Genomic DNA, 18527 nt, shown 5'->3' with positions numbered 1-18527 from the left:
AAATAAAGGGTATGAGGGATGAATGGTGGGAGAAGCATGAGGCTGTTGGCTGTTGAAGATAACACCTATCTACGTCAAGAAATTGTCCGCCTGCTGCAAGAGGACTATACGGTTGACTCAGCAGAAGACGGCGATGAAGCGCTGTATCAGGCGGAACAGAATATCTATGATGCGATCATACTCGATGTGATGCTGCCGGGACTGGACGGCTTTGAGGTTACGGAACAGATCCGTAAAAAAGGGGTCGAAACACCGATTATTTTTCTGACGGCACGCGATGCGGTGGATGATCGCGTCAAGGGGCTGAACCTCGGCGGCGATGACTATATCGTTAAGCCGTTCCAAAATCAGGAATTGAAAGCCAGAATCGCAGCGATTTTGCGCCGGAGTTCACCGATGTCGCTCGACCACATCCTCCGCTATAAAGGCATTGCAATTGATAACAAACGTAAACAGATCAAGGTGGATGGCGATCTGCTTTCTTTCACGACAAAGCAATATGATCTGCTCGAATATTTGGTACAGAACGAGGATCAAATTCTTACACGAGAGCAGATTTTTGACCGGATCTGGGGTTTTGATTCGGATACAACCGTGGGCATAGTCGAAGTGTACATCCACCAACTGCGCAAAAAACTGAAAAAGTATGCCTATGACGCCGACATCCACACCGTGCGCGGCATCGGCTATATGCTGACGGATAAGTGAGTGAATCCATGGATCTTTTTCGAAAAACACTCATCAAACTGACCATTTTAAATGCTGCGCTTCTGATTTTACTTCTTAGCTTATTAGGCGGAACGATCTACTTTTACGAGAAAAATGTAACCTTTCGAAACAGTGATCAAGCTTTGATGAAATCCGTTGACAGTCCTGACGTCCCAAGAATGAACCAAAGACCCATGCCGGGCGGCGGAATGGTCGAGCAGCGCCTGCGCAATCCAAGACTCTATTGGGTCATTGTTAATGCGAAGAATGAACAAAAAAAATCCAGTCTGGATTTTGCTGAGGGCACCCAAGTTTCCAAGCAGTTTTTCAAACCTTTTTTAACCGCAACATCAGAAAATAGTGTTGAACAGCGAGTGGATGACAATTATTACCATTTACTCGTCAGAAAAGCAGATATCGATGGACAAGCCTTTAAAGTTATTTTTATTAACGATGTGACTGCGGAAAAGAATCTCTTAAACACCCTTCAGATGATTATTTTGTTAGGGCTTGCCATTGGCGCTTTTGTGTCGATCATTGCCGGCTACTTTCTGGCGTGGCGTGCGCTTCAGCCGATTGAAAAGGCGTGGAATCGACAAAATCGGTTTGTCGCCGATGCGTCTCATGAGTTGCGTACGCCGCTTTCAATCATTCAATTGAAAATCGAAGGACTGTTGCGGCAACCGCGGCAAAAAGTGCAGGAATCCGGCGAGGACATTGCAGTGATGCTTGATGAGACACGCCGCCTCTCCAAGCTTGTCGGCAATTTACTGACCCTTGCCCGTAGTGATGCCAACCGTCTTGAAGTCACACTCGCGCCGTTTGACCTAAAGGCAATGATTAAAAAGGTAACAGAGCCATTCTCGGAGATGGCTGAATTTGAAGAGAAAGCATTTTCACTTGAAGTATCGGAAGATCCCATTTATATTAATGGGGATGAACAGCGTGCGCATCAGCTGCTCGTTATTCTACTCGATAATGCGATGAAATTCACATCGAAAAATGGAGCGATTCAAGTGGCTTGCTCGCGTGAAAACAAATTTGCCAAGCTGACCATATCGGATAGCGGCTGCGGACTTTCTGAGAAAGAACTCCCGCATATTTTCGATCGGTTCTATCAGGTCGATCAATCGCGAACGGAACGAAAAGGGACCGGTCTCGGGCTGTCGATCGCCGATTGGATCGTCAGCAAACATCGTGGCAAAATCGAAGTAGAAAGCGAGCTGGGCAAAGGGACAACCTTTACGGTACGGCTGCCATTAATGAAAAACGAGCCGGAGATTGAGCGCAACGCGCAAGGAGAGGATGCGGAACATGACGAAAAAGCTTGAGAAGGCCACGTTCGCCGGAGGCTGTTTCTGGTGCATGGTCAAGCCTTTTGATACATTGCCGGGCATCGAATCGGTGGTTTCCGGTTATACAGGCGGAACCGTTGAGAATCCGACCTATGAACAAGTGAAAACAGGGACAACCGGCCATATGGAAGCCATTCAGGTCATCTTTGATCCAACGCTGTTTCCTTATGAAAAACTGCTTGAGCTTTACTGGACACAGGTTGATCCAACCGATGATGAGGGACAATTCTTTGATCGCGGCTCTAATTACCGAACCGCGATTTTTTATCATAATGCGGAGCAAAAGGGGCTGGCGGAGCAATCGAAAGCAGTCCTGGCAGCAAGTGGACGCTTCCACAAGCCGATTGTGACGCGGATTCTTCCGGAAGCGCCGTTTTATCCGGCCGAGGAAGAACATCAGAAATTTTACAGGAAACACCCGGACCGCTATAAAGCTGAACGTGAGGAGTCCGGACGCGATGCGTTTATTAAGAAAACGTGGGGGAATGAGTAATCAGAGTGGCTTATTCATGACGTTGCGGAAAACCACAAAAAGTCGTCCATCACGCAGGGAGGAAGCGGATGGATTACTTTTTGTTTTCTTTTTAAGACCCAAATCACGTGCAAATTAATCAATCGTGCTGCAGCGTTAAGGAAAGCGTTAAATCCGTGCTTTCCTTAGACCAATTCAAAAGCTCAAGAATTTGTCCCTTCTTAAGTGCAAACGAAACGCTTTACGCTTGTCACAGGATGAGCTAGGGAAGAAATGCCAAGTGTCACGGCAAACAATTAATGCCATTGAAAATAATAAGTATGATCCGACATTAAAACTAGCGTTTAAGCTGGCAGATGTATTAGGAACCTCGGTGGATCATTTATTTGATCATGAATAAAGTCTTGAAAAAATCGCGACAGTCATGTAAACTATTTAACAACTAAACAAGATGTTTTGATTCTTATCAAGAGAAGCCGAGGGACTGGCCCGATGAAGCTTCAGCAACCGTCGCGTATGTGCGACAAGGTGCTAATTCCAGCAGACGGCAACGCAGTCTGAGGGATAAGAAGATACATGGCGGATAAAGCCTTCTTCTTATCGAAGAAGGCTTTTTTAATACGCTTTTTTGGCACATGAGTTGGAACTTGATATTTTTTGGGAGGCATGTAGCATGGCGTCATATCAAACAGAAACAAAGCTCGCACAAATTGGCAATGGCTTTGATGAACTTGGGGCGGTGAATACACCAATCTATTTATCGACTGCCTACAAGCATGAAGGAATCGGAATTTCAAAAGGCTTCGACTACACGCGGACCGGCAATCCGACACGTTCAATTCTCGAAAAAGCGATTGCCGATGTTGAAGGCGGTCAAGAAGGTTTTGCCTGCAGCTCGGGAATGAGTGCCATCCAACTGGTGTTCCAGTTATTCAGCAGTGGTGATCATATTATTGCGTCACGAGACTTGTACGGCGGCACTTTTCGTCTCTTTGACATTCTCAAGGAGCAGTATCATCTTTCATTTTCCTACTGGGACGGCGAAAACCTTGATGAATTGACTGATCTTGTCTGTCCGGAGACGAAAGCGATCTTTATCGAGACGCCAACCAATCCGCTGATGCACGAGGTTGATTTGTCGGCGATTGCCAAAATCACAAAGCAAAACGATTTGCTGTTGATCGTGGACAATACGTTTTATACGCCAATCCTGCAGCGACCGATTGAACAAGGTGCCGATCTTGTTGTACACAGCGCGACCAAGTATTTAGCCGGACACAATGATGTGCTGGCCGGTCTTGTTGTCTCGAACGTCACGAAGGTGACTGAGAAACTGCGTCTCTACCATAACGGCTGCGGCGCCGTCCTTGATCCATTTTCTTCTTGGTTGGTGATTCGTGGATTGAAGACCCTTGCTTTGCGGATACGCCAGCACCAAGACAATGCGCGTAGAATTGTCACTTATCTTGAAGAACAGCCGTTTGTGACGAAGGTGCTCTACCCGGGAAAAGGCGGCATGGTCAGCTTTGAATTAACCTCACCGAAGCAGATTGAACCGTTCCTGACTGCGCTAAATCTGATTACCTTCGCGGAAAGTCTCGGCGGAGTCGAAAGCTTGATTACTTATCCGGCAACGCAAACCCATGCGGATATTCCTGAAGCACTGCGCTTGAAATACGGTTTGTCCAATTCGCTGCTGCGTCTATCAACTGGTATTGAACATTCGGACGACTTGATTGCCGATCTTGATCAAGCCTTTGAATCTTTGAAAGTAGGAGTGGTTGAACATGAGTGAGTCGGTACAGTTTTCAACGAAATTGATTAAAGAGACCGTTGCGGTTGATCCGCAAACCGGTGCGGCGAATGTACCGGTGTATCTCTCGTCAACCTTCCATCAAAAGGATTTTGATCATTTTGGAAAATACGATTATACCCGCTCTGGAAACCCAACCCGCGAAGCGCTTGAAGATGCAATAGCAGCGCTTGAAGGCGGCGAACGCGGCTTTGCTTTTGCCTCAGGTATGGCAGCAATTTCAACTGCATTTTTACTTCTGTCTGCAGGCGATCATGTCGTTGTTCCGAAAAATGTTTATGGCGGAACGTTTCGCATCTTGACTCAGGTGCTTGGCCGATTTGGTATCGCTCATACGTTTGTCGACACGACAGACCTTGAAGAGGTCGAGCAGGCGATCCGTCCGAATACGAAGGTAATCTATGTGGAGACGCCATCGAATCCCACTTTGCGCGTGACCGATATCCGCGCAATTGCTCAACTTGCGAAAGCACATCGATGTTTGACTTTTGTCGATAATACATTTATGACGCCGGTGTTCCAGCGCCCGCTCGATCTGGGTGCTGATCTGGTACTGCACAGTGCGACGAAATTTATTTCCGGACATAGCGATGTGGTTGCTGGGCTTGCTGTTGCCGCTTCTAAGGAAATTGCCGACAAGATTTACTTCCTTCAAAACGCGCTTGGCGCGGTGCTCGGTGTTCAGGATTCATGGCTGCTGCTCCGCGGACTGAAGACGCTTGATGTCCGCATTCGTAAATCGGCGGAGTCGGCGCAGCGCATTGCCGAATTTTTTGAAGTACGGCCTGAGGTGAAGCGCGTTTTTTATCCGGGACTCGCCGATCATCCAGGGGCAGCACTGCATGCTCGGCAGGCCTCTTCCGGCGGCGCGGTGCTTTCCTTTGAACTCAAGAATGAAGCAAGTGCCCGGGCGTTTGTCAATCACGTGAAACTGCCCGTATTCGCGGTCAGTCTCGGTGCCGTGGAGTCTATTTTGTCCTATCCACCGAAAATGTCGCACGCGGAGTTAAATGAAGAAGAACGTGAGAAAGCAGGCATTGGCAGCGGATTGCTGCGCCTGTCGGTAGGACTTGAAGACGCGGAGGACTTGATCGGCGATTTCAGCGAGGCATTCGCTGATGTTCAGGATCATGAACAGGTGACGGTGAGGAGTGAACGGTAATGGGGCATTCTATACTTGATGTATTAAAGGAAAGAATTTTAATTGGTGATGGAGCGATGGGGACGCTGCTCTACTCGTATGGGATCGATCGATGTTTTGAGGAACTGAATGTGTCGCAGAGCGAGGCGGTTCGCCATGTCCATGAAGCTTACATTAATGCAGGCGCAGATGTCATTCAGACCAATTCTTATGGTGCAAATCGCATCAAACTGGCAAGATACGGACTTGAACACGAGGTCGCCCGTTTCAACCGGGCGTCGGTTCAACTGGCCAAACAAGCGGCGAAGCCGGAAACCTTCGTACTCGGGACGATCGGCGGTATCCGTGGATTTCAGAAACAATCGGTTGAGCTGGATACGATCCGTGCCAGTTTCCGAGAACAGGCGGATGCACTGCTCAGTGAAGGCATTGATGCGCTCTTGCTTGAAACCTACTATGATTTTGACGAGTTGCGGGACGTCCTGCAGATTGCCCGCACCATGACGGATCTCCCGATTATCACTCATGTTTCGATGCAGGAACCGGGTGTACTCCAGAACGGGATGCCGGTAGCCAAGGCATTAGAAGGCTTGGAAGCACAAGGCGCCGATGTGGTCGGAACCAATTGCCGGCTTGGGCCGTTCCATATGATTGAAGCACTGCGCGGCATTCCGCTGCCAAAGAAAGCTTTTCTATCGGCTTACCCGAACAGCAGTCTTCCCGATTACCGCGACGGAAAGCTTCACTATGAGAATGAACCGGAGTATTTTAAAAAGTATGCCGTTGACTTCCGTAATGAAGGGGTGCGCCTCCTTGGCGGCTGTTGCGGGACAACACCAGTGCAGATTAAGGCTTTTAAAGCAGGCATTTCCGCCCTGGAACCGCTGAAGACAAAAGTGGTTACCGTGCATCCTGAGGTGGTTCATGTCAGTGAAGCTGCTGAACCTCCGGAATCTGCGCTGTATCAAAAAAGCGTGCATGGCCGCTCGGTCTTTGTTGAATTCGATACTCCGCGGCACCTGAATACCGATCACTTTTTTAGAGGCGTCCAAGCGCTTGAAGCGGCAGGGGCGGACGCAATTACGATGGCCGACAACTCGCTGGCGTCCCCGCGCATCAGCAATGCGGCGATCGGCAAGCTGGTCAAAGATCGTTTTCACATGCCGCCGCTCGTTCACTTAACCTGCCGTGACCGCAACTTGATTGGGCTTCAGTCGCATCTGCTTGGATTGGATGTGCTCGGGCTGCATGATCTGCTTGTGATTACCGGGGATCCGACCAAAATCGGCGACTTTCCAGGTGCCACATCCGTCTATGATGTATCGTCAATGGAACTGATCAAGCTGATCAAGCAATTCAATCGCGGCATCTCTTACTCAGGGAAGAGCTTAAAGAAACCGACGCATTTTCGCGTCGCCGCTGCTTTCAATCCAAACGTCCGCAACTTGGATCGCGCCGTTCAGCGCTTGAAGCGCAAGATTGAATGCGGGGCTGATTATTTTATCTCACAACCGGTCTTTGATAAAGAACGAATCATTGCGATTAGTGAAGCCACACGTGACATCTCAGCACCAATCTACATTGGTATTATGCCGCTGACTTCCGCGCGCAACGCCGAATTCCTGCATAATGAAGTACCCGGTATTCGTTTGCCGGATGATGTTCGGGCCAAAATGGCGGCGACCTCCGGAAAAGAAGAGGCGCGTCAGGTCAGTCTCGACATTTGCCGTGAACTGATCGATACGGCAATGGCGCATTTCCGCGGTATCTATTTGATCACGCCGATGAGTCACTACTCAATGAGCGTGGACTTGGTCAAGTATATTAAGAAAAAAGAGCGTGAGTATACCACTTTGGAAAACAGTGAAAATATGCTTCTGTAATGTAAGCATGCGTGATCATATGCAGCAATAGACTCAGGCAGGGCCTCCCATCGTGCGAAGGCTCTGCCTCTTTTTTTTACAGATAAAGAATGCTTAGAATTTTGCCCCTTATTCAAAACAACAGACCCGTGTCTTGATCGAGAATCAAAACCGAATGCAGCACTGCAACCAAAGAGCGAATGTTTGTTCATTCACGTCATAAACAAACGTTTAATTGATCGATGTAATCCGTCAGTCATCTGTGTGAAGATCACCAAAATAACCGCAGACGAATCAAAAGGTGATATGATAGGAACGAATGAAAGCTTGAGAACATGTTGAAAAGAGGGTTATTCATGATTGAACATATCGTACTCTTTAAATTTCGCGATGAAACCACAACGGCACAGATTGAAGAAGGCGCGCGTAAGCTGCGGTCCCTAAAACAAAAGCTCCCATACATTCTCGATATTCAAGCAGGGCTCAATTACTCTACACGCGGAAAAGGTTATGCGATGGCATTGACCGTACGCTTCAGCTCGAAAGCAGACCATGAACGCTATACGCCATCAACGGAACATCAGGCTTGCGTTTCTTATTTAAAAGAAATAGGACTTGTTGATTCTTTAGCCATGGATTTCGAGATTGCTGAATAAGATGAAAAAGGGCTGTCTCTTAATACGTTAGACATTATTATAACAATAGCAATACAGTACACGCTTTTGGGGAGCCGCTGTCCGACTGCTTCCGGAAAGGAACGAATCGATGAAAAAAATAAGCTTGCTCGTTGCCTGCTTGATGCTGGCGATCGGGCTATTTATTCCGACCAAGGTATTTGCCGATGCTGCACCCGGCGATGTCGTTGTCACGCTTGGTGCCAATCTGACTGCTGATCAAAAGCAGTCAATACTCAATGAGATGGGCGTCGATGCCGACACGGCTCAGATTATTACAGTCAATAACAGTGAAGAACATCAATACCTTGATAACTATCTGTCCAAGGCACAAATCGGCACGCGATCAATCAGTTCATCGAAAATTACGCTTGGAAAATCAGGATCCGGCTTGACCGCAAGTACCCATAATATCACCTATGTTTCTAAAGATATGTACATTAACGCGCTGGCAACGGCCGGTGTCAAAGATGCGGATGTCTATGTCACGGCTCCGTTCCCGGTGTCCGGTACGGCTGCATTGACCGGCTTGATTAAAGCCTATGAGACCGAGACCGGAAAGAAAATTCCGGAACAAAAGAAACAGGTGGCTAATGAAGAGGTCGTGACGACGGCTCAGCTTGCAGACAAAGACGGTGTCGGCAAGGAAAAGGCAGCCGATCTGGTGACCGCAATCAAGAACAACCTGGCGCAGAATAAGCCGCAATCCCGGGAGGATGTCGAACAGGCCGTCCGTGATGCAGCGAAACAGGTGAACGTGACGCTAAGCAGCGCCGACATTCAAAAACTTGTGGATCTTTTTGATAAAATGCGTAGCATGAACATTAACTGGGGAGACGTCGGCAGTCAGATGCAGCAACTTCAAGACAAGGTAAAACAGCTTGCAAACTCTGATCAGACCAAGGGATTCTTGGCGCAGGTATTCCAAGCGATCGGTGATTTCTTCTCTTCCATTTTTCATGCCATCTCATCTTTGTTTAACTAATGAATCATTGGAAAAGCGGTCGCATCCCGATCGCTTTTTTTGTGCGGTTAAGAAACATCCATGACCCGCTTGAGGAGCGCGGGACACCGCTTGAATGAAAATGTCTTTTTTTGAGCGTTCATCCCATCTGCGTACAAAAGTATCTGATTTTGAACTTGCGGATACGCAGCATCTTTTTTATCACTCACGACGAGGTACCTGTGGAACGCAGGATCGGAGAGATGCCGAAGACGTCATCGTTTTTTTACTTGAACGATGGTGACGATGATAAATCCGATCAGCAGAACGACAGCAATAATCATGACGTGAAGTAAGCCTAATCCAAGCAGCTGGCGAATCTGATTGCCCATGTAATAGCCGAGCATCAGAAAGAGCGTGGACCAAACGATTGCGCCGAGAATTGTCGCGGGAAGATACGAAGCAAAACGGGCGCGGCTGAGCCCTGCCAGATAAGGATTGATTTGCCGTACTCCCGGAATGAAGTAGCCGGCGATAATAGCAAGAAACGTATGCTGCTGAAAACGCTTCTGCGCGATTTTCCATCGTTTCTCAGTTAAACCAATATATTTGCCAAATCGTTCAATAAACGGTTCGCCAATATAGAAACCAATCAGATAAGCACTGACCATTCCTGAAGAAGCGCCAAGAACAGCCATCAGGATACAAAGGGTGAGATTGAGGCTGTACGCTGTGGCTGCAACTTGCGAGAGGGTGACCCCGACAAAAAGCAGAAAAGATTCTTCAGCAGCCGGAACACCGATCAATCCGCAAAACAGAAACAGAAAGACAAAGAAATAGCCATACGTATAAAATAACGATTGAAACTGTTCCATGATGAGACCACCTAATCTTCTTAACTTGAAAAAAAGGCCTTCGCTGATCCGCCTAATCACAGGATGGTCAAGCCTATGCATAATTATAGCCGTTGCCGAGCCGAGAATGATTTTTATTCGACCATTTCGGCAATAAATGGTAGTGTTTACTGGCTGAAAGGAGAGACAACCTGTTATTATAAACTATCGAAGCAATGTTTGTCCGTCTGTCGGCAGAATGAACGATTTTGAAAAGACTTGATCATATTTTTTAGGAAAATCATTGAGAATCGGAGAGGTGAAAGGATTGTCAGACAAAGAACACGCAAACCAAAGGACGAATGATCAAAAAAGAAAGGGAAGAATTGTCCTATTCAGTTCAATTATTGTCATCATTTTGATTGCGGCAATTATGGCGATGGTATACCGTTCACAGAAACAGGATGCTCAGCCAAAGGAGAAAAAGCAGACCACCCGAACACAAACAAGGATTAATTACGCAGGGCAGCCATACATTGGCAGCAGCAATGCACCGGTAAAACTCGTCGTGTTCTCAGATTATCGCTGCCCTTACTGTAAGCAATTCGAGGAGGATGTCGTACCGAAACTGAAAAAGGAGTATATCGATACCGGCAAGATCAGCTTGTACTTCATTAATGACACGGTCCTTGGACCGGGATCGGTACTCGCTGCGAATGCTTCTGAAGAAGTGTACCATCAAAACCCAAAAGCATTCTGGACGTTCCATAAAGCGCTTTTTGCCGCTCAGAAGAATGAGAAGGAGGAATGGGTGACAAAAGAATTGCTGACCGATATTGCTCAGAAGACCGTTCCGTCCTTTGACTTAAAAGCATTTCAAAGCGCGCTGAATAATAAAACACGGCAAAACGAGGTGGACAAGGACACGGCGATGGCTGATTCACTCGGCGTTCCTGGCACTCCGGCGGTCTTTGTCGGCGATCAAATGATTGATGATGGCTTGGATGATGCAGCTTTGACAGCAGCAATTGATCAAGCGCTGGCAAACACCAAATAAACCGATGTACTTTTCGGAGAAGCGTTCTGGGGCTTCTCTTTTTTTACAGGAAAAGTCGTATCTGATTTTGCCCTGTCTTCAAACCAATAGCCCAGTGTCTTGGCCAAGAGTCAAAGCGGAGGTACTCTGGCGCCCGCGGCAAGCGAGTAACCGAAGCGGCGATTCAGCACCGAAAAGACACGAGTCCATCACACATGTATGAAGAAACTTTCCTAAAGGAACTTTCTTAAAGGAACTTTCTTAAAGGAACTTTCGCTAAGTGCGCATACGTCCTGTATGCAACGCGAAAGTCATCACATCCTGTGAAAGTACGTCCTGTATGCAACGCGAAAGTCATCACATCCTACGGAAATAGGAGCCGAGCTTGCCCGATTTCCTTTCCTTGTCCTGTTATATAAATGTAAAGTATGTTCCGCACCAGCCGCTCATAGTAGTAGGAAAGAGATCAACGATGGGGGGAACACCAATGTATACCGGGATCACACTTGCAAAAACTGCTGCCGTGGCGGCTACATTTACCTCAAGTTTTATTATTCTGCCTCAGAACGCGGCTGCACATTTAAACAATGATGCCTTACTTTACGAAGGGATGCACAGTGGCGAGATTAAGACGATACAATCGATACTGAAAGCAAGCGGCGACTATCCGCTAAAAAAAACGACGGGTTACTTCGGATCAAAGACTGAAAAAGCAGTTAAATCCTTTCAAAAGAACAGTAAAATCGCGATTGACGGCATTGTTGGGTCGGAGACGAAAGGTGCATTGATCAAATACATTAATCAACATATGGATCTGCTTGAGCACGGGTCGAAAGGGAATGAAGTCGCCTATCTTCAAGAAATGCTGCGTGAAATCGGGTTCAGCAATCTACCGGTTGACGGCTACTTCGGTGCACGAACCGAAGCGGCAGTTCGTACATTGCAGCATGAGATGAAGATTAGCCGTGACGGGGTGGTCGGTCCTAAGACCTGGAAAAAGATTGAATCCCTGCTGAAAAATTCACGTAAAATCGACACAGCAGTACCCGCAACCTCCGCTGCTCAGAACAATCCGAAAAAGGCGGCTGAACAGTCACGGGTTCAAGCAGCACCGCTAAAAAAAGATACGGTGCGAAAGACAGAGAATGTTTCCATCGTTCGGGAATTCTATGCCAACAGTACCGCATATACGGCAAACTGCAACGGATGCTCAGGAACGACAGCAACGGGAATCAATTTGCATCAGAACCCGAACTCAAAGGTGATCGCGGTGGATCCTTCAGTGATTCCGCTGGGCACGAAACTGTTTGTGGAAGGCTATGGGTATGCAATTGCCGGTGATACCGGGGGTGCGATTAAAGGACACCGCATCGATGTTTTCTTTAAAGACAACAACCGGGCACTGCAATGGGGCAGACGAACGGTTAAGGTCAAAATTCTTGAATGACTATGCGCATCAAGAAGCAGAACAAAATAATCGATGTTGCCTGATTTTCCCGTGTCCGAGGATCAGGCATTTTTCTTGTGCGATAAGAAGCACCATGATCGGCTGAGCGTCTTGAGTCGTTGGTTGTTCTGTGCTACGATTCAGAAAGAATGTTACGCTTTTTAAAGGCAATGAATTAAAGCGGTTCGTTGACGAAAGAAGGTCTTGTGATGCAGCGAGTGCATAATGTCATGGAGGATGCGGTCACGGATTTGCTGCAGCAGCAATGGAGTAATCTACCTGCTTCATGCCATTGTGACGGATGCAAAGCAGATGTTTATGCACTGACACTGAATAGGCTTAAGCCGCATTATGTGCGAATGCCGGTGGGAAGCATGTACGTGAAGGCGCATCTCATGACGGTGCAATCCCGTGCAACGATTTTAACGGCCCTCACGGAAAGCGTAAAACGCGTTTCCGCCGATCCGCATCACTGAAACGATGCGTAAATAGCCCGCTGAAAAAGAGCAAACCCCCGTCGCACCTTTATGCAGCGGGGGTTCCTTATTTTAGGATCAAGATCTTGATTTGAAGAAATCACGGTTGATCTGAATGTATTTCTGTTCGCTTTCCGGCACTTCATCTTCCGGATAAATCGCTTCAACCGGGCATACGGCTTCGCAAGCGCCGCAATCAATACATACATCAGGATCGATATACATTTGTTTCTGGTCTTCAACGATACAGTCTACAGGACATGTTTCGATGCATTCACCTGCTTTTTCATTTTCGCAGGCAGAAGTGATGACGAATGCCATGAAGAAGAGCTCCTTTCAAAATAGAAATCATGAGTCAGTTTAACTTCTACTATTATGAACAATTTTTGAACAAAAAACAAATGTTTTTCATAGATAATCGGTTGGTTTTAGAGCTGATTTACAGTGCTTTTTTGTAAAAAAACAACGGAGCAAGCGCCAGCCCGGCCAGGAAGCCGATCAAATGACCGATAATATCAATGTTTGCACTGAAAAATGAACTGATTAGACTGACAAGCACAATGACGAATATGATGGTTTGGTCCTGGCGCGAGATGAATTCGCGGCGGAAAACAACGAGATAGATGTAAATGCCGAGCAATCCGAATAAGGCGCCGCTTGCGCCGTAGTGGACAAATCCAATCGGTTCAAGGAACAGTGCCGCAATGTTGGCGATGATTCCGGTACTTATGAACGCGATTAAATAGCGGAACTTGCCAATCAGCTGTTCAAGTGCGGGACCGAAAATATAAAGCGAGAATGCGTTAAAGAGAAGATGTGAAAAGGTAATGTGCAGGAAGATCGGTGTGACCAGCTGCCACCAGGCACCGCCGTTTAGAATGGCATCATTGGAGCCGGCCGCAAAATTAAAAATGGTAAAGGCGAATTCAGGGGCAAGGCGCCATGTGCCCGTCAGCACAAACAAAAGATAGAGCAGCACATTAATGCCCAAAAGGATTGCTGTGATTGGGTAAAGCTTTAAAAACAGTTTGAATGATTCGTTTCGTATAAACAATGCGTCAAGAAACCCCCTTGAAGAATGATCTTGTACTAAGTATAGGGTAAAATAGATATTAGTGGTAGAAAAACAATGGTTTGGTTTCAATGAATCCTTGAACCGAACTTTTCTATCTTGAACGTTAGACACAGTTTTTACACGTGGCATTCATTTAGATCATTTAGAGACGGCCGGGTAATCGCCCGGATTAAGATGCAAGGCGGGAACGTGAATGATAAAAGGAATCGGTGTTGATCTGATTGAACTCAATCGAATTGCGGGGAAGGTCGATCAGCAGGCATTTGTGAAACGCATTTTAACTAAAAAAGAGCAGCAAGAATATGATCAGCTCAATAGCAAGCGCAAATTGGAATATTTGGCCGGACGCTTTTCAGCAAAAGAGGCGTACGCCAAAGCAAGAGGCACCGGAATCGGAAAAAAGGTCTCCTTTCAAGATTTGTCCATTGTTTCCGGTGAACTGGGAAAACCGCAGCTTCAAGAACATTTGTCAAGCGGCGATGTGGTTCATGTGTCGCTGACGCATACGGAACACACGGCAGCGGCATTTGTGATTATTGAAAGCTTGTCATGCTAGTCTGCATATTAAAGAACCTTGTCTCATATAGTTTACTACGCTGGGAGGGACTACAGTGCATGTTGTATCGCGTGAAGAAATGCGGAACATTGATCAGTACACCATAACGCACATCGGGTTGGGAGGACCGGTGCTTATGGAAAATGCAGGGCGGGCGGTATATGCGGCGCTCGAACCTGAATGCAAAGCAGGGGACCGCATCTGTGTGGTTATTGGCAAAGGAAATAATGGCGGTGACGGATTTGTGATTGCCCGCATGTTGTTTGACAGCGGTGCGAAAGTGAGTACATGGCTGGCGGCCGATCCGCAAAAAATCAGTGGCGAGGCTGCCAATCATATGCGCGCGTATTGTGCATGCGGCGGGACGCTTTTGCGTATAAGCGACGAACCTGAGACCTTTCAACAACAGCTTGACCGAGCCGATTGGATTATCGATGCTTTACTGGGGACCGGGATTCATGGAGCGCCCTACCCGGCCGATCAGCAGGTGATTCGCTGGATCAATGCATCCAAGGGAACCGTCATTTCTGTGGATCTCCCTAGTGGTGTACCGGCCAACGGCGAAGCCTTCGACCATCCGGCGGTGCTTGCCGATCAGACAATGACACTTGAATGCCCGAAGCTGGCGCAATTTATGCAGCCGGCAGCCAGACATTTTGGAACCGTCCGCGTGCTGCCGATAGGTATTCCGAACAAGGCTTACCAACAAGTCGGTGTACAGCGGGAACTTCGGATGAGAAGCGATGTCGTTCGGACACTGCCGGTGCGCGACCCTTTTTCGCACAAAGGCAATCATGGAAAAGGTTTGCTTATTGCCGGATCGAAAAATATGCCCGGTGCAGCCTTTTTCTCGGCAAAAGCTGCATTGCGTTCGGGAATCGGTTTGCTGAAGGTCAGTGTACCGGAAGTGATTCAACCGATCCTGGCTGCGCAGCTTCCTGAAACAATGTATCTGCCGCGTGTTCAAGTCGCTCTGGATGGAGCTTCCGGAGTCGGTATTGGTCCCGGATTAGGAAGAGATGCTCGCGAAGAGGAACTCGTCTGTCGTCTTGTTGAAGAGAGCGACACGATTCCATGCGTGATTGATGCCGACGGGCTCTTTCATTTGAGAAATCATTTGGATCTGCTCCCTAAGCGGCATAAACCAGCGGTGCTCTCGCCACATCCGGGCGAGATGGCACTGCTCACCCATTCATCGGTTCAAGACGTTGAACGTGATCGATTCGGCATATCGAAAGCATTTGCCGAAAAGTATCAGGTGTATCTTGTATTAAAAGGCAAAGCGACACTCGTGACTGCGCCGGACGGGCGTCAGATTGTAAACCCTACCGGCAATGCAGCCATGGCAAAAGGCGGCTCCGGCGATGTACTCACCGGTATTTTGCTTGCTTTTCTCCTGCAGCATGAGCAAATGATGGACGCCGTCAGCAACGCTGTTTATGTACATGGTGCTGCCGCAGAAGAATTGGCGGCCCGCGAGCATTCTTTGCTCGATGTGCTGGCATCGGACCTTATTGAAGCGATTCCTCCTGTTCTGCATCAGCTTTACGACGAGAAAACATGTCGGTAATCAGTCTCTCCTTTGTCACCGAATAGAGGCAAAGGGGTTGGAGATACATGAAAAAGTGGTCGGCATTATGGCTTAGTGCCATCCTGATGACGGCATTGCTGCTCTCCGGATGCGGCGCTAAATCGGAAAAAGATGTGATTAATGATCTGAACAAACGCTATGAAAAGATCAACAGCTATTCGACCAATGCAGTCATGACGTTCCATAATCATGGAAAAGCGCAAGCGTATCAAGTCAATATCATGTATAAACGGCCGAATCTTTACCGCGTGTCGCTTAGCGATGCCAATAAAGCTAACAAACAGATGATTTTGAAGAATAAAGAGGGTGTTTATGTTCTGACGCCTGAACTGAACAAAAGCTACCGGTTCGACAGCGATTGGCCGAATAACCGCAGCCAGGCCTATCTCTATCATTCCCTAGCGAAAGACATCTTGAATGATCCGAATCCTAGCTTTACGGCTAAAGAAAATCATTATATTTTCAATACCAAGACCAATTACAATACCGCACAGCTGGCTAACCAAGAGATTTCATTAAAGAAAGATCTGACACCGGAGACCGTGAAAATTAAGGATAAAGATCAAAAGGTTGTCGTAACCGTCACCTTCAAAAACTTTAAAGTAAATCCGTCGATTCCGAACAAGACGTTTGATGTGAAGCAAAACATGACTGCGGCAAATCTTTCGAAAACGCAGAGTACGTCTGCTGAAAATAAATCGTCGCTGAAGCTGCTTTATCCGACAGCAGTGATTTCAGGCACGAAACTCGAGACTTTGAAGCCTGCATCAAGCAAATTCGGCGATCGCTATGTGCTTAAATATGCCGGTAAAAAGCCATTTACGTTAATAGAAACCAAGAGTCAAACCGCAGCATCCAGCGCTGCGACGCTTGCTACAGGCACGCCGGCGAATCTCGGTTTTGCTGTCGGATCCTTTGGCGACCACTCGCTCTCATGGTCGAGCAATGGGACGGACTTCTACCTTGCGTCAGAAAAATTAACTCAGGATGAAATGATCACCATTGCCCAATCGGTGAATGGTACCGTAACAAAATAATGAGGCAATGCCCGCGCACCGTTCTTCGAGATCGGGCGCTCTTTTTTCTTTTCCGGGCAAAATAGCCGCTGTTCCTTGCGGGAATGCACACGATTAGGCGCTTCCGTTTTTGATCAATAAGTGATTAAATAGTAATTGAAAACCTTGTCGGATTGTAGCGCTTTCGCGCGAGCGTTTAATCGTAGTGCGGATGCGTCGACAAGCGTAACTTTTGCAGGCAGATGGGAAGGATTCGCAATGGGAGCTGCTGGTTTTTATCGAGAGACGTGGGTGGATATTCATTTAGATGCCGCTGCTGAGAACATACGAAATATGAAAAAGAGGCTGCCTGAGGGGGTAACCTTACTGGCTGTTGTCAAAGCAAACGGCTATGGACATGGTGCACAGCAAATCGCACGCATTGCACTGGCCAATGGCGCAAAATGGCTGGCCGTTGCACTATTTGATGAAGCACTTGCACTGCGCAAGCAAGGAATCAAGGCACCTATTCTGGTGCTCTCACCGATCCCGCCGCGTCATGTCGCCTTAGCGGCCGAACATCATATTTCATTGACCGTATCCGACCGGGAATGGGTAGCGCAGGTGGAACGGTTATATGACGGCAAGGATCCGATAAACCTTCATATTTCCTGCGATACGGGAATGGGCCGAATCGGTGTACGCAGTAAAACCGATGCCCAAGCGCTTGTCGGCGAAATCGGTAAAGATTCCCGCTTGATCATCGAAGGGCTTTTCACCCATTTTGCAACGGCCGATCAAACCGACGAAGCGTATTTCGCGACTCAGTATGCGCGTTTTGAACAAATGGTTGACTGGTTCCAGCAGCTCGGTGTCCATCCAGCGCTGATTCATTGCGGGAACAGCGCAACGGCCCTAAAGTATCCGAAAGAGAAACACCCTTTGTTTACGATGGTGCGCTATGGCATTGCGATGTACGGTTTGTCTCCATCTGCTGAGATGGTAGAACAGCTGCCCTTCCCATTGAAACCTGTGATGGGTTTGTCCAGCCGTTTGACGCATGTAAAAAAAGTAGAAGCCGGAACGCATATCGGGTACGGAGCTACGTACCAAGCTGCATGCGATGAATGGATCGGGACTGTTCCGATCGGTTATGCCGATGGCTGGCTGAGGGGACTCGGCGATACCGATGTTCTCATTGATGGACAGCGCTGTCGAATTGTCGGGCGCATCTGTATGGATCAGTTTATGTGCCGGCTTCCTCATCACTATCCGGAGGGAACGCTCGTCACACTAATCGGCTCGAACGGCGGCGAGACGATTACGGCCGATGAACGTGCTGAGCAGCTTTCGACAATTAATTATGAAGTGACCTGCACCATTAACCCGCGCATTCCAAGAGTATATTGGAAGGATGGAAAAGTCGTCGAAACATACAATCCTATTCTTTCAGTTGCAGAAGAGTCGTGATTTATTGAGAAAAATCGTCAAAATGTAAAAAAAAGTTCCAAAGAGGCATAAAAGTATGCAGTTTTTGGCGAAAATAGCTT

Annotated in this window: 19 protein-coding genes and 1 riboswitch; of the genes, 16 read left to right on the top strand and 3 right to left on the bottom strand. The window is 47.6% G+C overall.

Going from position 1 to position 18527, the window contains the following annotated elements:
* The first annotated feature begins 36 nt into the window (after positions 1-36).
* The 9 genes from K7399_RS11410 (at position 37) to K7399_RS11370 (ending at position 9010) form a co-directional block, all read left to right on the top strand.
* Positions 37-708 (top strand): response regulator transcription factor, encoded by a 672-nt coding sequence (locus K7399_RS11410; protein WP_028977227.1) that lies wholly within the window; start codon positions 37-39, stop codon positions 706-708.
* A gap of 8 nt (positions 709-716) precedes the next feature.
* The gene (locus K7399_RS11405) at positions 717-2039 is read left to right on the top strand and encodes a sensor histidine kinase (RefSeq protein ID WP_128167176.1); all 1323 of its coding nucleotides are present in this window, start codon (positions 717-719) and stop codon (positions 2037-2039) included.
* Positions 2023-2556, top strand: coding sequence for a peptide-methionine (S)-S-oxide reductase MsrA (msrA, locus tag K7399_RS11400; protein WP_028977228.1), 534 nt, complete (start codon positions 2023-2025; stop codon positions 2554-2556). The genes K7399_RS11405 and msrA overlap by 17 nt, the downstream gene beginning before the upstream one ends.
* 190 nt (positions 2557-2746) lie before the next feature.
* Positions 2747-2935 (top strand): helix-turn-helix transcriptional regulator, encoded by a 189-nt coding sequence (locus K7399_RS11395; RefSeq protein ID WP_415640311.1) that lies wholly within the window; start codon positions 2747-2749, stop codon positions 2933-2935.
* Positions 2936-2995: 60 nt separating this feature from the next.
* Positions 2996-3106, top strand: a riboswitch (SAM riboswitch).
* A 102-nt stretch (positions 3107-3208) separates the two neighbouring features.
* Entirely contained in the window at positions 3209-4330 is a 1122-nt protein-coding gene (locus tag K7399_RS11390) for a PLP-dependent transferase (RefSeq protein WP_128167172.1), read from the top strand.
* Positions 4323-5510, top strand: a complete 1188-nt coding sequence (gene metC, locus K7399_RS11385; protein WP_128167169.1) for a cystathionine beta-lyase — start codon at positions 4323-4325, stop codon at positions 5508-5510. The genes K7399_RS11390 and metC overlap by 8 nt, the downstream gene beginning before the upstream one ends.
* Positions 5510-7372, top strand: a complete 1863-nt coding sequence (locus K7399_RS11380) for a bifunctional homocysteine S-methyltransferase/methylenetetrahydrofolate reductase (protein WP_028983422.1) — start codon at positions 5510-5512, stop codon at positions 7370-7372. Before metC ends, K7399_RS11380 begins: the two co-directional genes overlap by 1 nt.
* 335 nt (positions 7373-7707) lie before the next feature.
* On the top strand, positions 7708-8007 hold the full coding sequence (locus tag K7399_RS11375; protein WP_028983423.1) for a Dabb family protein: 300 nt from the start codon (positions 7708-7710) through the stop codon (positions 8005-8007).
* Positions 8008-8116: 109 nt separating this feature from the next.
* Entirely contained in the window at positions 8117-9010 is an 894-nt protein-coding gene (locus K7399_RS11370; RefSeq protein ID WP_128167167.1) for a DUF1002 domain-containing protein, read from the top strand.
* A gap of 233 nt (positions 9011-9243) precedes the next feature.
* Here the strand turns inward: K7399_RS11370 and K7399_RS11365 are convergent, their stop codons facing one another.
* Entirely contained in the window at positions 9244-9843 is a 600-nt protein-coding gene (locus K7399_RS11365) for a DedA family protein (RefSeq protein ID WP_028975641.1), read from the bottom strand.
* Positions 9844-10129: 286 nt separating this feature from the next.
* Here K7399_RS11365 and K7399_RS11360 point away from each other — a divergent pair, with 286 nt between their 5' ends.
* The 3 genes from K7399_RS11360 to K7399_RS11345 all read left to right on the top strand — a co-directional run bounded on the left by K7399_RS11360 (position 10130) and on the right by K7399_RS11345 (position 12760).
* On the top strand, positions 10130-10858 hold the full coding sequence (locus K7399_RS11360; RefSeq protein ID WP_028983425.1) for a DsbA family protein: 729 nt from the start codon (positions 10130-10132) through the stop codon (positions 10856-10858).
* Between the two features lie 451 nt (positions 10859-11309).
* On the top strand, positions 11310-12284 hold the full coding sequence (locus K7399_RS16235; protein ID WP_276530139.1) for a peptidoglycan-binding protein: 975 nt from the start codon (positions 11310-11312) through the stop codon (positions 12282-12284).
* A gap of 209 nt (positions 12285-12493) precedes the next feature.
* Positions 12494-12760, top strand: coding sequence for a late competence development ComFB family protein (locus K7399_RS11345; protein ID WP_028975638.1), 267 nt, complete (start codon positions 12494-12496; stop codon positions 12758-12760).
* Positions 12761-12838: 78 nt separating this feature from the next.
* On the opposite strand, the gene K7399_RS11340 is transcribed toward K7399_RS11345, so the two are convergent.
* Together K7399_RS11340 and K7399_RS11335 are read right to left on the bottom strand one after the other, a co-directional pair.
* The gene (locus K7399_RS11340) at positions 12839-13081 is read right to left on the bottom strand and encodes a ferredoxin family protein (RefSeq protein WP_010025905.1); all 243 of its coding nucleotides are present in this window, start codon (positions 13079-13081) and stop codon (positions 12839-12841) included.
* Between the two features lie 118 nt (positions 13082-13199).
* On the bottom strand, positions 13200-13814 hold the full coding sequence (locus K7399_RS11335; RefSeq protein ID WP_028984081.1) for a rhomboid family intramembrane serine protease: 615 nt from the start codon (positions 13812-13814) through the stop codon (positions 13200-13202).
* A 214-nt stretch (positions 13815-14028) separates the two neighbouring features.
* Between K7399_RS11335 and acpS the strand changes: the two genes are divergently transcribed.
* The 4 genes from acpS to alr all read left to right on the top strand — a co-directional run bounded on the left by acpS (position 14029) and on the right by alr (position 18447).
* Positions 14029-14391 carry a holo-ACP synthase gene (acpS, locus tag K7399_RS11330; protein WP_028984082.1) on the top strand — a complete coding sequence of 121 codons (363 nt, stop codon included), beginning with the start codon at positions 14029-14031 and terminating at the stop codon, positions 14389-14391.
* A 55-nt stretch (positions 14392-14446) separates the two neighbouring features.
* Positions 14447-15961, top strand: a complete 1515-nt coding sequence (locus tag K7399_RS11325) for an NAD(P)H-hydrate dehydratase (protein ID WP_128167163.1) — start codon at positions 14447-14449, stop codon at positions 15959-15961.
* Positions 15962-16008: 47 nt separating this feature from the next.
* The gene (locus K7399_RS11320; RefSeq protein ID WP_128167161.1) at positions 16009-17019 is read left to right on the top strand and encodes a LolA family protein; all 1011 of its coding nucleotides are present in this window, start codon (positions 16009-16011) and stop codon (positions 17017-17019) included.
* 237 nt (positions 17020-17256) lie between these two features.
* The gene (alr, locus tag K7399_RS11315) at positions 17257-18447 is read left to right on the top strand and encodes an alanine racemase (protein WP_028984085.1); all 1191 of its coding nucleotides are present in this window, start codon (positions 17257-17259) and stop codon (positions 18445-18447) included.
* Positions 18448-18527 lie beyond the last annotated feature (80 nt).

The organism is Sporolactobacillus terrae, assembly GCF_019930545.1.
Taxonomy (GTDB): Bacteria; Bacillota; Bacilli; order Bacillales; family Sporolactobacillaceae; genus Sporolactobacillus; species Sporolactobacillus terrae.
The sequence above is the reverse complement of the archived record's forward strand: the minus strand, read 5'-3'. Positions and strand labels throughout refer to the sequence as shown.

Bases quoted from the DNA above. Each gene is read 5' to 3' on its own strand.
- K7399_RS11410 (WP_028977227.1), top strand. From the start codon at position 37: ATGAGGCTGTTGGCTGTTGAAGATAACACCTATCTACGTCAAGAAATT.
- K7399_RS11405 (WP_128167176.1), top strand. From the start codon at position 717: ATGGATCTTTTTCGAAAAACACTCATCAAACTGACCATTTTAAATGCT.
- msrA (WP_028977228.1), top strand. From the start codon at position 2,023: ATGACGAAAAAGCTTGAGAAGGCCACGTTCGCCGGAGGCTGTTTCTGG.
- K7399_RS11390 (WP_128167172.1), top strand. From the start codon at position 3,209: ATGGCGTCATATCAAACAGAAACAAAGCTCGCACAAATTGGCAATGGC.
- metC (WP_128167169.1), top strand. From the start codon at position 4,323: ATGAGTGAGTCGGTACAGTTTTCAACGAAATTGATTAAAGAGACCGTT.
- K7399_RS11380 (WP_028983422.1), top strand. From the start codon at position 5,510: ATGGGGCATTCTATACTTGATGTATTAAAGGAAAGAATTTTAATTGGT.
- K7399_RS11375 (WP_028983423.1), top strand. From the start codon at position 7,708: ATGATTGAACATATCGTACTCTTTAAATTTCGCGATGAAACCACAACG.
- K7399_RS11370 (WP_128167167.1), top strand. From the start codon at position 8,117: ATGAAAAAAATAAGCTTGCTCGTTGCCTGCTTGATGCTGGCGATCGGG.
- K7399_RS11365 (WP_028975641.1), bottom strand. From the start codon at position 9,843: ATGGAACAGTTTCAATCGTTATTTTATACGTATGGCTATTTCTTTGTC.
- K7399_RS16235 (WP_276530139.1), top strand. From the start codon at position 11,310: ATGGGGGGAACACCAATGTATACCGGGATCACACTTGCAAAAACTGCT.
- K7399_RS11345 (WP_028975638.1), top strand. From the start codon at position 12,494: ATGCAGCGAGTGCATAATGTCATGGAGGATGCGGTCACGGATTTGCTG.
- K7399_RS11340 (WP_010025905.1), bottom strand. From the start codon at position 13,081: ATGGCATTCGTCATCACTTCTGCCTGCGAAAATGAAAAAGCAGGTGAA.
- acpS (WP_028984082.1), top strand. From the start codon at position 14,029: ATGATAAAAGGAATCGGTGTTGATCTGATTGAACTCAATCGAATTGCG.
- K7399_RS11320 (WP_128167161.1), top strand. From the start codon at position 16,009: ATGAAAAAGTGGTCGGCATTATGGCTTAGTGCCATCCTGATGACGGCA.
- alr (WP_028984085.1), top strand. From the start codon at position 17,257: ATGGGAGCTGCTGGTTTTTATCGAGAGACGTGGGTGGATATTCATTTA.